Raw genomic sequence first — 12,969 nt, 5'->3', positions numbered from 1 at the left:
GTCAAACAAAAGGATTGGCGATATACTGAGACGTAAATAGTATGCCGCATTAAACCCAACAATTGGGCTTGCGAGCCCATGGAATTCATCAAAATTAAATGTTATCAAAAAAACAATAAACAAATGAAGAAAATACTATCACTAGTAGTGTTATGCGTGATAAGCATAACGAGTATCGCAGACGAAGGCATGTGGTTTTTAATGCATTTGAAGCGTCTGAATGAGGCTGACATGCAAAAAAAAGGATTGCAATTAACCGCCGAAGAAATCTACAGTATTAACAATTCCAGCTTAAAAGATGCAATAGTACAGTTCAACGGTGGTTGTACAGCCGAAATAGTCTCTGCAACCGGCCTATTATTTACCAACCATCATTGTGGATATGGGGCTATTGCCGAACTCTCCACGCCAGAACACGACTACTTGACAAATGGTTTTTGGGCAAAGAGCCATGCCGAAGAATTGAAACCTAAATCTCTTTACGTACGTTTCTTTGTACGGATGGATGATGTCTCTAAACGTATTCTAGGATTGGTAAATGATACGATGCCTGAAAAAGAAAGAGAGAAAATCATTAACCAGGAAATTGCTAAAATAGAAAAGGAAAATAGCGAAAACGGAAAATATGTGGTTTCGGTAAAATCGTTTTACAATGGTAACGAGTATTATTACTTCGTATACCAAGACTTCACTGACGTACGTTTGGTAGGCACTCCTCCAAATAGCATTGGCAAATTTGGCGGTGATACCGACAATTGGGAGTGGCCTCGTCACACCGGAGATTTCTCCATCTTCCGTGTCTATGCAGACCAAAATGGAAATCCAGCGGAATATTCAACTGAAAATGTTCCATTGAAACCTAAATATCACTTGCCAATAAGTCTGAAAGGAGTAAACGAAGGTGATTTCTCCATGATATTAGGTTATCCTGGCCGTACCAATCGTTGGATGCCCGCTGCCGGGATTGACCAAAATGTAAATTATGCCTACCCTGCTTGGGTAGAAGCTTCCAAGGTAGGAATGGATGCCATGAAAAAACATATGGATCAAGATCAGGCTGTCAAAATCAACTATGCTTCACAATATTCAGGAGTTGCCAACTACTGGAAAAATCGTCAAGGTATGATTGATGCCCTTTCGAAACATAAAACATCGAATTCAAAACGTAAAGCGGAAAAGAAATTCCAAAAATGGGCCAACAAGACAGCAAATAAAGCGCAATATGGTGATGTCATGAGCACTATAAATTCGTATTATGCGTCGACAAACGAAAAATCCCGTCACGACAATTACTTAATCGGCATGCTTCGTTCATCGACATTTGCGGCATTACCTGCAAGCTTAGGAAATGCATTAAAGCAATACGCAGCTGCAAATGTAGAAAAACGCCAAGAAATGCGTCCTAGATTAGAAAGTGCTGTGCATGAAACTTATGAAAAAATACATATTCCTCTTGAAATCGATGTACTTGCCGACGAATTAAATCTATATAGCACAAAAGGAGGCAGCATATCGTCGTATATTGCCGAACTATCGAAACAAAACGGAGGTAATTTTGAAGGTCCAGTTGCCCAATATTTTACAAATAGTATATTTGGTTCAGAAGCAAATCTTCTTGCCTTCTTAGACACCCCATCTGAAGAAAAGATTGATCAAGATCCTTTATATGCAATTTCTAGTGCATTGATGACAAAGTATAGAGAACAATCTCCCGAGCAAGCTGAATTAGCAGATGCATATCAGGGAGCTTATAGAAAATACATCGCTGGCTTTTTGGAGATGAACCCCAAAGCTAAATATTATCCAGATGCAAATAGTACATTGCGTTTAACATACGGTACAATTAGGGCTTTACCTAAGGATCCGCGAAATGATGCGAAAGTTAACAATTACACGACATTGAAAGGTACGATAGCAAAATACAAACCACAAGATGAAGAATTCGATCTTCCTCAAAAATTAATTGATCTATACGAAAAGAAAGATTTTGGGCGTTATGCTGATAAGAAAGGACATATGCCTGTAAATTTCTTGAGCGATCAAGATATTACGGGTGGTAATTCAGGTTCTCCAGTGCTGAATGGAAACGGTGAATTGATAGGTCTGGCATTTGATGGGAATATAGAAGCAATGGCTGGTGATGTTATTTTTGACCCTAAATTGCAACGTACAATTTCAGTTGATGTACGTTATGTTTTATTCGTTATCGACAAATTCGCGGGAGCTCAAAATATAATTGATGAATTGACTATTGTAGACTAAATTCTAATAAAATGATTTTTTATACAAAAAAACAACATTTTATTATTTTTTTATTTGTTGAATTTGTATATTTATTACTTCTTAGTAATTAATTAGAGAAAACTAAAATTATATTAATAAAAATGGAAAACTACACTAAATTAAAAGAACTAGTAGCTTCAATCGAAGCAGATGCGGACAAATTCTTCAACAATGGTAACTCAGCAGCAGGTACACGTGTTCGTAAAGGTTTACAAGAAATCAAAACTTTAGCTCAAGACATTCGTAATGAAGTAACTGAGAAGAAAAATTCAGATAAATAATTCTATTGTTTATTTGAATATAAAAAACCTGATTTACGTCTGTAAATCAGGTTTTTTGTTTGTATTGACCGCAGCCAGGCAGCCCATTACTACTTAAGGATGAAGAGTTTACAAATAGCATCCTGCCATAACTAAGTTGAACATCTTCTCTCCCAAAAATCCTATTAAAACCGCACTCAATTGATCATATACTTCCTTCCGTGTCATCGGCTTGGCCTTTACTTTACCGATTGCCAACGCGCCCGGTGCTAATGGTGTCAGATCTACCTTGGTGGCGAAAATATTATAGTGTAGCTCGGGCACTGCCAGCCCTAATATCATCCCGGGCAACCCATTAAAACTAGAAGGGCCTAAAGAAACAGGAATTTCATCTGTATAAAATGCAACAACGTAAATCGAATCCATAACTAGACCATTGGCTCTTCGACAATTATATCCCGCTATTGATCTATATTCATCCGTTATCTTCCATTTCACACCAACCATCTCATCATCCACGAGAATCGATTGTCCTCCGAGATCAAAAGAAGACTTCATACGCTTCTCTCCCAAATTTTGGTAGGTGGTGATACCCGATTCGATAACCCCCATTTGCATCATCATACGAACAGATTCAGTGTAATCCTCTTTTACGTGCTCAAACAACACTTCCTTATCAGAAAATGATGCTTTCTTTTTAAATACATGATTTTCAGGAAGTCGATCCAGTAGTGAGAGCATCATCTGTTTTGAATTTTCATCCTTTGCGTACGCACCATAGCGTTTTACCAGATTCTTTATGAAGATCGTTTTCTCATAGCTTATTGTCCCCTGTTGCGGAAAATAAGTATACTGCGCTTTCAATGGAAAATGGAAGCATAATATAAATAGACTGACAAATAATATAAATTTCATATCGTGTATATTTTTAAATAAATTTTAGAATGGTATCCATCGCATACCGTACATTTCTTTCGTGAGCGTGGTAAGCTTCGTTTGACTTCTTCAGCGGCACGTGGAATGTCCAGGACCCAGTGGATAATTCTACAGTCAATAGAGCTGTTATAAGTTAATTCGCTTGTACAAACATTTTATTAATATCCCAAGATACTTTTAGCATAAAATATCGCCCTATTGTGTTATACCTGCGCTCGGTAAGCTGAGCACCACTTTGAACTCTCGAGAATCCTATATTCTGATTTAAGATATCATTGGCAGCCAATGTCAACATCAACGTTTCATCTTTCAAAAATTTCTTAGAAATAGATGGGTTCAACAATAAGCGTTCAAATTTTTGACTATAGACCTCAGTAGGTGCTTCATATATGTAATTAAGATCAGCCTGAAGGACAAATTTCATCGGTAAATAATATTTCAATGCATTATTAGCGCTAAACGTAAATCCTTTACTATCTGCCTGCGTATTTAAATCGGTAGACCGAATGGTATAACCTGGCACGACAGCTACGTCAAAATCAAATCCCTTTGTCGTGCTACGCTGTAGGGATAAGCCCATGTTGTAGGTCTGATTTAACGATGCGGCCAACAAACTATTTACGTAATTATAATTTTTGTTAATCGTGATTCCGGGATTAAGACCTAGCCTAATCTGATACTTCTTGTGCAGAAAAGTCGAATACCACGAATAAAAACTTAAACTTTGATTATTTCGGGTACTCAGATTATCCCAGATATAAGTATTTTTTCCCAGACTATCGGTCATTACATTTTGTATCAGGGCATCCTTTGTACTTGAGGCATTCGCGCCAAATCCGTAAAATGTTCCTTGCAAAAGTTTAGAAGCCCAGTAGTTTATATCCATATTATGCGTATACGAATTCTGTAGCTCTTCGTTCCCCAAGTACTCATTTAAAGGGTCTTCATTTGAACGTAGCGGCTGTATCTGTGTAAGATTCGGAAGCGTATTATCTCCCCGGTAATTCAACGATAACATGGAGTTCTTCGTAATGCTGTATCTCGTATTCATCCGTGGACTATACGTAAAGAATGTACGCGATAATTTTGAATTATCGTAATTATTTTTTTGAGATAATTCATTATCGTTAAATGCATTAGAGAAGTTGAAATTTAACGCATCGCCGACCTTATAATTTAAGGCGACATTGTAACGGTTTATAAATGTATTATATTCATAGTCGTTACTAAATTCATCGTCAAGTATATCATAAGCCTGCGTCTGCTCGTTCTTATTAAAAGACTCTAGCTTATTCTGATTGAAATTATTCGTAATCCCGTATTCAAAAGATACCACCAAATTTTTCAAAATTGGCTCGGAATAGGTCACTTTCCCGTCGTGATTTATAGAGGCATTTTCACTTACTTTATTTTGATCCAATGAGTCAGGTAACAACTCATTATTTCTAAAATAGTTTGTTAACGCGTAAATATATTGATCACTTTCTGCGTCTGAGGTATTCGTACCGTAGTAGAAGGATAAAGAACGGCCCTCTTTTCCGAATTTCCGTGTAAACAATGTACTTGCATTTAATGATTCATTCCTATTCGTATTCGAGGAATTTCTTTCATTGTCGTTAATTCTGTCGTTAAACTGATTTATTGTATTCGATACCGAAGATGAATTGTATTCTGATTTTGTACGCGAAGCGCCTGCCCAAACAGTCAGGGTGGTTAAGGAATCAAATTTGGCTTCATATTTCAGGTACATGTCCTGCTTATTGTTGTGTGAATTTATTCTCGAATCGTTATTCGTAATTAACGCGGTATCTCTTAACGAATTTTGTGTAAACACAGAGCGGTTAATATCATTATTTGCATCATTAAGCTTATATCCTACATGCCAATAATGTTTTCCATTATTCGATTTGTCCGCGTACTGCACCCCGGTATTTAAGACTTCCGGCCGCCCCTCACCCGAAAATTGCCCCTGCCCTCCGCGATCCTCATTTCCGATCGAAGATGCTTCATCTCCCGACAGGTCTGTCTTTCCGTTATTACTTGCAATCAAATAAGCTGATAATCGAAGTGATTTTTTAAAATAATTGGTCATCATTTGGCCTAAATAAAACTTATCGGTCGCTGCTCCTGCTTCTATCTTACCAAAAATACCATGTTTGGCTTCCTCTTTGAGTTTCAAATTGATCGTTTGCGAGCGCTGTCCATCATCCACACCGGTGCGTTCCGCTTGATCCGATTTTTTTTCGTATACCTGTACCTTGTCCACCATATCCGATCGAATATTCCGTGTTACCAATACAGGATCATCGCCGAAAAACTCCTCCCCGTCTACCAACACCTTCTCTACAGTCTTTCCCTGCGCCGTAATTTTACCACTTGCATCTACGGAAATACCGGGCAACACTTTAAGTAAATCTTCAACCTTGGCATTCTTTTCCACCGTGAAACTTGACGCATCATATTCCACCGTATCCCCTTTAATAACAATTGGAATTTTACCCGTTACCAGCACTTCTTCCAGAAGGTTTGTCACGCTACTTAGTCCAATCTGACCAATGTCTTCGTTTTGTTTGTTCCCGTCAATCGGTGTATAATAATCTCCAAATTTCGGATAGGATATAATTAACAAGTAAGAGCCGGTATCGGGCTTTATCAATTGAAATTTTCCGTTTTCTCCCGATCGGGTAAAATCGACCAAAATAGAATCCCGAGCCTGTAAAAGCATAATTGTAGCATTCGATAACTTTGTTTTATCTGCTTCATCTACGATTTCACCTTTTAAGTAAGCTTGCGAAAAAGCAACGCTGCTGAATAGAAATGGTAACAAAATAAAGAGTAGTTTTTTCATACAAGGAAAATAATCTTAAGCGAAAATAATTTAACGATTTATACTATGCAACAACATTAACCATAATTAACAATAAGTTTTTAATTCCGTCACTATTTAATAAGATGTACGAGAATTCAAATTCCATGATATTAGTAGATCAAATGCAAAAAATGTTACATCTACTTTCCTAATTTATTTCTTTACCTTTGTAAAAACCCGTTTATAATGCAAAATATCAAAGATTATGTGGAAGCAAACAAACAACGCTTCCTAGACGAACTACTTGAGTTATTGCGTTTTCCTTCAGTAAGTGCTGATCCTCAGTATAAGGAAGGCGTATTGAATACAGCAGAATTCGTAGCCAAAAAACTAGAAGACGCCGGAGCTGACAAAGTAGAAATTTGTCCCACAGCAGGTTATCCTATTGTATATGGTGAAAAAGTTTTTGATCCGTCCTTACCTACAGTTTTGGTATATGGTCACTACGACGTACAGCCTGCAGATCCCATAGAGTTATGGGACACTCCTCCCTTCGAACCAACTGTTCGCGACGGTAAAATCTATGCCCGCGGTGCGGCAGACGACAAAGGCCAATTTTATATGCACGTGAAAGCATTTGAGTACATGATGAAAAATGAACAGTTATCATGTAACATCAAATTCATGATCGAAGGAGAAGAGGAAGTTGGCTCCGCAAACCTAGGTATCTTTGTAAAGGAAAACAGAGAACGTCTAAAAGCAGATGTCATCGTTATATCCGACACCTCAATGATCAGCCTCGAAAATCCATCTTTAGAAACTGGACTACGCGGACTTTCTTACGTGGAGGTAGAGGTAACAGGTCCTAACCGCGATCTACATTCTGGAGTATACGGTGGCGCTGTAGCCAATCCGGCAACGATATTAGCTAAACTTGTCGCATCGTTACACGACGAGAATAACCATATTGCCATTCCCGGATTTTATGATGATGTTGTGGAATTGACAGCCGAGGAAAGAAAAGCGCTAAATGAAGCTCCTTTTGATATTGAAGAATACAAATCCGATCTTGGCATCGCCAATATTTGGGGGGAGAAAAATTTCACAACAATTGAACGAACCGGCATACGTCCTACGCTTGAAGTAAATGGCATATGGGGCGGATATATTGGAGAAGGTGCAAAAACAGTCTTACCTTCCAAAGCTTTTGCAAAGATTTCCATGCGTTTGGTGCCAAATCAGAGCTCTGAAAAAATCACGAAACTTTTTGAAGATCATTTTCAGGAAATAGCTCCTGATTGTGTAACAGTGAAGGTAAAACCGCATCATGGAGGAGAACCTGTGGTAACGCCTACGGATAGTATCGCATACAGAGCTGCCGAAAAAGCCCTAACCGATACATTCGGCAAAAAACCGATCCCCACACGCGGTGGAGGTTCTATACCTATCGTAGCCTTATTTGAAAAGGAATTGGGCATCAAGACCGTATTGTTGGGTTTTGGATTGGACAGCGATAATTTACATTCTCCGAATGAAAAATATGGTATTGAAAACTATTTAAGGGGAATCGAAACTATTCCCTTGTTCCATAAATATTACGCAGAATTAAGCAAGTAAGACAGAGTAAGAGATGTCTAACGTCATTGTGAGGCGCGCAGCAACGAAGCAATCTTAAAAAGACTGCCGCGTCGTAACCTCCTCGCAGTGACGTGTTTTTTCGCGGGTCAATTATCTTGATATATGCACCTGTTGTTTTATCTAACGGAAGCCAACTTTTTTGTTTCAAATTTATTTAGGTTTGCACTATGGTTAAACTATTGAGAAAAACGCACACCATCGTATATTACGGTGCCGTGTTATTTTTCTTTGCTCTCGCCTATCCTATCTTACGTTACCTTATTTTACGCCCCTCTAACTATTATAATCAAATTGTCTTCCTTCGTAAATGGATCAGCTTGTTAGCTTGTCGACTCGTCGGTATTCGATTCAAGGTAGCTTTTGAAAAAACGATCGACTGGACGAAACCATATGTTATTTGTCCCAACCATACCTCCATTTTAGATATAACCGCCGTCAACTACGTTTGTAAACAGCCCTTTTCGTTTATGGGGAAAATAGAATTACTCAAAAATCCGGTTACTGGTATATTTTTTAAAAGCGTAGATATTGCCGTAGATCGCAAAAGTAAAGTATCCGCTTTCCGGTCGTTCAAACGAGCACATCAACTGGTAAACGAAGGTAAGACCATTGTTATTTTTCCGGAAGGAAAAATCGACGATGAATACCCTCCTCGGCTCCATGGGTTTAAATCAGGTTCATTTCGCATTGCTATCGAAAATCAAGTCCAAATTATTCCTGTCGTCATACAAGATGCCTGGAAGGTACTTTGGGACGACGGACTAAAGAAAGGATCACGCCCCGGTATTGTCCACATTACGGTGTTAGCGCCTATAGATACGCAAAATTTAACAACCGAGGCAAGCATTCAATTACAAACGGAGGTATATCATCGCATGAAATCGTATTGGGATATATATAACGATCATTAAAAAGTCATAAACAAGGAAAAACATAAATTTATCTAACTGAACACCAATATATTAACACCACAATCGCAACCTATCGAAAAAATAACTTGATATAGTCAAATTAAATACTATTTTTGCGAAAAAGATAAAACATAAATTGTAAGACTATGTATTGGACACTAGAATTAGCATCGCATTTGGAAGATGCGCCATGGCCTGCAACAAAAGATGAATTAATCGATTATGGAATTCGTTCTGGCGCTCCGGTAGAAGTAATAGAGAATCTTCAAGCGTTGGAAGATGACGGTGAACCCTACGAGAATATTGAGGAAATTTGGCCAGATTACCCCACTAAGGACGATTTCTTTTTCAATGAAGACGAGTATTAATCCATCATAAAAATCGCACGAGCAAAAGTGCGATTTTTATTTCTATCGGCTACCTGCCAAGGTATATACTAGATTTTGACTGTACGCCAGCAAATGGTAGCGGTTGGACCTGTACATTAAAGTGCGTAGGTAAATTGAATTTACTGCGTCCAAGACTAATCCTTTTCTCCTAAAATGTGTCTTATCTTTAAATTGAAAACATGAGAATTCTATTGGCATTCATTTTCACCTTATCATCTCCTTACATTTTTGCGCAAAACCAAGACTCCATAAAGCAGGATGACATCCAGGTAATAAAAAATTTTATAGCCGATCTAGGAGATGAAAACATTGCAGTAGATGTTGTTTTGAGCCAATATATAAAGGTAGATCACCCCTCAAATGAAAAGTACGATTACTTAGAAGTAAGTTTAGAAGAAGTACGTATAAATTTGCTATACAAAAATATCGCTGATATTCAGTATATCCCTTACGCCAACATGCCACGCAAGGAGGTGCGAGATATTGACCCCGAAAAACTGGATATCAATAGGATGTATTTCTTACAATATAAAAAAAGACAAGTGCTAGCGGTGTATATCGATAAAGACAAAATCGCATCGTTCACCTTGGTATCAAAAGGCAATAACTTAGCGCATTTTGTTACATACTAATTTTTATTTTTATAAAATACATTTTGCTTTTTTAAAAAACTTATAAGATATTTGTGATAATAATAAAGAATATGAAAACAATTGTATCATTTAAAGCTTCGTGGTGGCATAACAGCTAATGTTGTGGCAGACACCTATTGCGTAAATTGATACATATCAAAAAATAGCGGGCTTGCCTTTTCGGGTGAGCCTTTTTTTGTTTTATATTATTGTTGAACCCGATGTAACAAGCATTGATGATATCGGAAATTATAGTTAGATCAAACTATCATCAATCACTAACCGAGCTTACGAGCTCATTGAAAGCAATAAAAAAGTAGATGAAAAAAATATTAGCACATTTGTTTGAATATAAATCTTTCTCACGGAAAGAAGCCTATGATATCCTGACCAATATCGCTACAGGCAAATACGACTCCCATCAGATAGCGGCCTTTATGACGACATACGGCATGAGAAGCATTCGTGTAGAGGAGCTAGGAGGATTTAGAGATGCTATGTATGATCTATGCCTGAAAGTCAATTTCGACGGATACGATTTAATCGACATGTGCGGAACCGGGGGAGATGGAAAAAACACGTTCAACATTTCGACATTAGCTTCATTTGTCGTCGCAGGAGCAGGGTATCATGTGGCCAAACACGGTAATGTAGGTGTATCTTCTGGATGCGGATCTTCCAATGTGATGGAGCACCTGGGCTATACATTTACCAATGACAGCAACATTCTTAATAAGCAACTGGATCATGCTCACATCTGTTTCCTTCATGCTCCCTTATTTCATCCAGCCATGAAAACCGTCGCACCTATCCGTCGGGCATTAGGCGTTAAAACTTTCTTTAACATGTTAGGTCCGTTGACAAACCCCGCTAATCCCAAATTTCAATCTGTTGGTGTATTTAGTCTGGAATTGGCAAGGTTGTATGGTTATCTTTATCAAAATTCAGAGAAGCAATACAGCATTATTCATGCTTTAGATGGATACGATGAGATCTCCTTAACGGGTGATTTCAAAATCATCAGCAATACCGGTGAAAATTACTACGAGGTAAGTGAGCTGGGGTTGGAAACTTTAAAAGCAAAAGACCTGACCGGAGGTGATACTGTAGAAGAGGCAGCTGCAATTTTCAGCAAGATAATCAACGGAGAAGGCACTGGTCAGCAAAATAATGTGGTATTAACGAACGCGGCCTTTGCAATCAAAACATTTGATCCAAAAAAATCATTTGGAGACTGCTATCACGAAGCGGAAGTATCCTTATTGGGAAAGAGAGCCCTGCATAGTTTCAAAACATTGATCAATGGCTAGTCGGAATCTTAAAATAAAAGTATGCGGAATGCGGGATCCACAGAATATTGCTGATGTGGCCTCCCTAAATATCGACTATATGGGATTTATATTTTACCGACAGTCTAAACGTTTTGTAGATCAAATTGCATTTGTGCCTTCTTCCACGAAGTTAAAGCGTACTGGCGTATTCGTAAATGCTCCTATAGCATATATAAAAACCAAAATAGTGGATTTCGCCTTAGATACCATACAGCTACACGGAGATGAAGATGTTCATTTCTGCCAACAAATCACCGAGTCAGGTATCCAGCTCATCAAAGCATTTGGAATTGATGATCAATTTGAATGGAAAAGCGTCGAGCCTTTTCTCAACGATGTAGATTTATTTTTATTTGACACAAAAAGCGCGGAACATGGAGGAACCGGGCGAAGCTTTAACTGGCAAAAGCTAAAAGACTACCCCTATGACAAGCCTTATTTTTTGAGTGGAGGACTGTCGCTAGCTAATATTCAGGAAGCTAAAGATTTTGAAGATGATCGGTTATTTGGTTTGGATCTGAATTCCAAATTTGAAATAGAACCAGGATTAAAAAACATAAGTACATTAACGCAAGCATTGAAACTACTAAGAGATGAGTAAATACCAAGTGAATGACAAAGGATACTATGGGCCATTTGGCGGCGCCTATATCCCTGAGATGTTGTATCCAAATGTAGAAGAATTACAGAACCGTTATCTTCAGATTATGGAAGAGCCTTCCTTTAAAGAAGAGTTTGAACAATTATTAACTGATTACGTCGGTCGTCCCTCTCCGCTCTACCATGCACAGCGGCTATCCAAAAAGTATAATGCAAGGATTTTTTTAAAACGAGAGGATCTAAATCATACAGGAGCTCATAAAATAAACAATACCATAGGTCAGATCCTCCTTGCCGAACGTTTAGGAAAAAAAAGAATCATAGCCGAAACCGGAGCTGGCCAACATGGCGTTGCTACAGCCACAGTATGTGCATTGAAAGGATTGGAATGCGTCGTGTACATGGGAGAAATAGACATACAGCGACAAGCTCCCAATGTTGCCCGTATGAAAATGATGGGAGCTACCGTGGTCGCTGCCCAATCAGGTAGTAAGACACTAAAAGATGCGACAAATGAAGCGTTAAGAGATTGGATTAACAACCCTGTAGATACCCATTACATTATCGGATCTGTGGTAGGTCCGCATCCCTATCCGGATTTAGTAGCCCGCTTTCAATCTATTATATCAAAAGAAACGAAAATACAATTATTGAGTAAAACAGGCAAATCTACTCCTGATGTGGTAATGGCATGTGTAGGCGGCGGGTCAAATGCGGCGGGAATGTTTTACCATTTCTTAGATGACGAGGATGTCAAACTTATCGCTGTTGAAGCCGCAGGTCACGGCGTGCACTCGGGTGAATCTGCAGCCACTACTTTATTAGGGAAAGAGGGTGTGTTGCATGGAAGTCGTTCTATATTAATGCAAACTACAGATGGGCAGGTGGTAGAACCTTACTCCATCTCCGCAGGACTTGATTATCCAGGAATAGGGCCACAACATGCATGGCTGTTCAAAAGCGGTAGAGGAAAATATGTAAGTGCTACAGACGACGAGGCTATGCAGGCGGGTTTAGAACTCACAAAATTAGAGGGAATTATTCCAGCGATAGAAAGTTCCCATGCGCTCGCCTATCTACAGAAGATGAACTTCAGCGGCGACGAAACGGTAGTAGTATGTTTATCTGGCCGCGGCGACAAAGACCTAGATAATTACATGAAGTACTTTAATTTGTAGTA

The 12,969-nt window shown here is 38.6% G+C and carries 11 protein-coding genes; 9 read left to right on the top strand and 2 right to left on the bottom strand.

Going from position 1 to position 12,969, the window contains the following annotated elements; translation table 11 throughout:
* Positions 1-123: 123 nt before the first annotated feature.
* Together FAZ19_RS04910 and FAZ19_RS04905 are read left to right on the top strand one after the other, a co-directional pair.
* Complete coding sequence (locus FAZ19_RS04910) at positions 124-2,262, top strand: S46 family peptidase (protein ID WP_136819490.1); 2,139 nt, start codon at positions 124-126, stop codon at positions 2,260-2,262.
* A 122-nt stretch (positions 2,263-2,384) separates the two neighbouring features.
* Positions 2,385-2,564 carry a histone H1 gene (locus FAZ19_RS04905; protein ID WP_136819488.1) on the top strand — a complete coding sequence of 60 codons (180 nt, stop codon included), beginning with the start codon at positions 2,385-2,387 and terminating at the stop codon, positions 2,562-2,564.
* Positions 2,565-2,672: 108 nt separating this feature from the next.
* Here FAZ19_RS04905 and FAZ19_RS04900 read toward each other — a convergent pair whose 3' ends face one another.
* On the bottom strand, positions 2,673-3,458 hold the full coding sequence (locus FAZ19_RS04900) for a GLPGLI family protein (RefSeq protein ID WP_136819486.1): 786 nt from the start codon (positions 3,456-3,458) through the stop codon (positions 2,673-2,675).
* A 154-nt stretch (positions 3,459-3,612) separates the two neighbouring features.
* Positions 3,613-6,327: an outer membrane beta-barrel protein gene (locus tag FAZ19_RS04895; RefSeq protein ID WP_136819485.1), complete on the bottom strand. Its 2,715-nt coding sequence runs from the start codon at positions 6,325-6,327 to the stop codon at positions 3,613-3,615.
* Between the two features lie 207 nt (positions 6,328-6,534).
* Here FAZ19_RS04895 and FAZ19_RS04890 point away from each other — a divergent pair, with 207 nt between their 5' ends.
* From FAZ19_RS04890 to trpB, 7 genes are all read left to right on the top strand, one after another.
* Positions 6,535-7,905, top strand: a complete 1,371-nt coding sequence (locus tag FAZ19_RS04890; protein WP_136819483.1) for a dipeptidase — start codon at positions 6,535-6,537, stop codon at positions 7,903-7,905.
* A gap of 188 nt (positions 7,906-8,093) precedes the next feature.
* Positions 8,094-8,837, top strand: coding sequence for a lysophospholipid acyltransferase family protein (locus FAZ19_RS04885; protein WP_136819481.1), 744 nt, complete (start codon positions 8,094-8,096; stop codon positions 8,835-8,837).
* 146 nt (positions 8,838-8,983) lie between these two features.
* A complete protein-coding gene (locus tag FAZ19_RS04880) occupies positions 8,984-9,205 on the top strand; it encodes a DUF2795 domain-containing protein (protein WP_017258669.1) in 222 nt (73 codons plus the stop codon).
* A 200-nt stretch (positions 9,206-9,405) separates the two neighbouring features.
* A complete protein-coding gene (locus FAZ19_RS04875) occupies positions 9,406-9,858 on the top strand; it encodes a hypothetical protein (RefSeq protein ID WP_136819480.1) in 453 nt (150 codons plus the stop codon).
* Between the two features lie 320 nt (positions 9,859-10,178).
* Positions 10,179-11,168 carry an anthranilate phosphoribosyltransferase gene (gene trpD, locus FAZ19_RS04870; protein ID WP_136819479.1) on the top strand — a complete coding sequence of 330 codons (990 nt, stop codon included), beginning with the start codon at positions 10,179-10,181 and terminating at the stop codon, positions 11,166-11,168.
* Entirely contained in the window at positions 11,161-11,790 is a 630-nt protein-coding gene (locus FAZ19_RS04865; protein ID WP_136819478.1) for a phosphoribosylanthranilate isomerase, read from the top strand. The genes trpD and FAZ19_RS04865 overlap by 8 nt, the downstream gene beginning before the upstream one ends.
* Complete coding sequence (gene trpB / locus FAZ19_RS04860; RefSeq protein WP_136819477.1) at positions 11,783-12,967, top strand: tryptophan synthase subunit beta; 1,185 nt, start codon at positions 11,783-11,785, stop codon at positions 12,965-12,967. The genes FAZ19_RS04865 and trpB overlap by 8 nt, the downstream gene beginning before the upstream one ends.
* The last annotated feature ends 2 nt before the right edge of the window (positions 12,968-12,969 follow it).

Origin of the sequence: Sphingobacterium alkalisoli (assembly GCF_005049105.1) — a bacterium.
GTDB classification, from domain to species: domain Bacteria; phylum Bacteroidota; class Bacteroidia; order Sphingobacteriales; family Sphingobacteriaceae; genus Sphingobacterium; species Sphingobacterium alkalisoli.
Note: the sequence above shows the minus strand (reverse complement) of the source record. Positions and strands in the feature narration are given on the sequence as shown.

What these genes read in the sequence shown, in the direction of transcription:
- trpB (WP_136819477.1), top strand. Translation starts at nt 11,783, where the DNA reads ATGAGTAAATACCAAGTGAATGACAAAGGATACTATGGGCCATTTGGC.
- trpD (WP_136819479.1), top strand. Translation starts at nt 10,179, where the DNA reads ATGAAAAAAATATTAGCACATTTGTTTGAATATAAATCTTTCTCACGG.
- FAZ19_RS04880 (WP_017258669.1), top strand. Translation starts at nt 8,984, where the DNA reads ATGTATTGGACACTAGAATTAGCATCGCATTTGGAAGATGCGCCATGG.
- FAZ19_RS04905 (WP_136819488.1), top strand. Translation starts at nt 2,385, where the DNA reads ATGGAAAACTACACTAAATTAAAAGAACTAGTAGCTTCAATCGAAGCA.
- FAZ19_RS04890 (WP_136819483.1), top strand. Translation starts at nt 6,535, where the DNA reads ATGCAAAATATCAAAGATTATGTGGAAGCAAACAAACAACGCTTCCTA.
- FAZ19_RS04885 (WP_136819481.1), top strand. Translation starts at nt 8,094, where the DNA reads ATGGTTAAACTATTGAGAAAAACGCACACCATCGTATATTACGGTGCC.
- FAZ19_RS04875 (WP_136819480.1), top strand. Translation starts at nt 9,406, where the DNA reads ATGAGAATTCTATTGGCATTCATTTTCACCTTATCATCTCCTTACATT.
- FAZ19_RS04895 (WP_136819485.1), bottom strand. Translation starts at nt 6,327, where the DNA reads ATGAAAAAACTACTCTTTATTTTGTTACCATTTCTATTCAGCAGCGTT.
- FAZ19_RS04900 (WP_136819486.1), bottom strand. Translation starts at nt 3,458, where the DNA reads ATGAAATTTATATTATTTGTCAGTCTATTTATATTATGCTTCCATTTT.
- FAZ19_RS04910 (WP_136819490.1), top strand. Translation starts at nt 124, where the DNA reads ATGAAGAAAATACTATCACTAGTAGTGTTATGCGTGATAAGCATAACG.
- FAZ19_RS04865 (WP_136819478.1), top strand. Translation starts at nt 11,161, where the DNA reads ATGGCTAGTCGGAATCTTAAAATAAAAGTATGCGGAATGCGGGATCCA.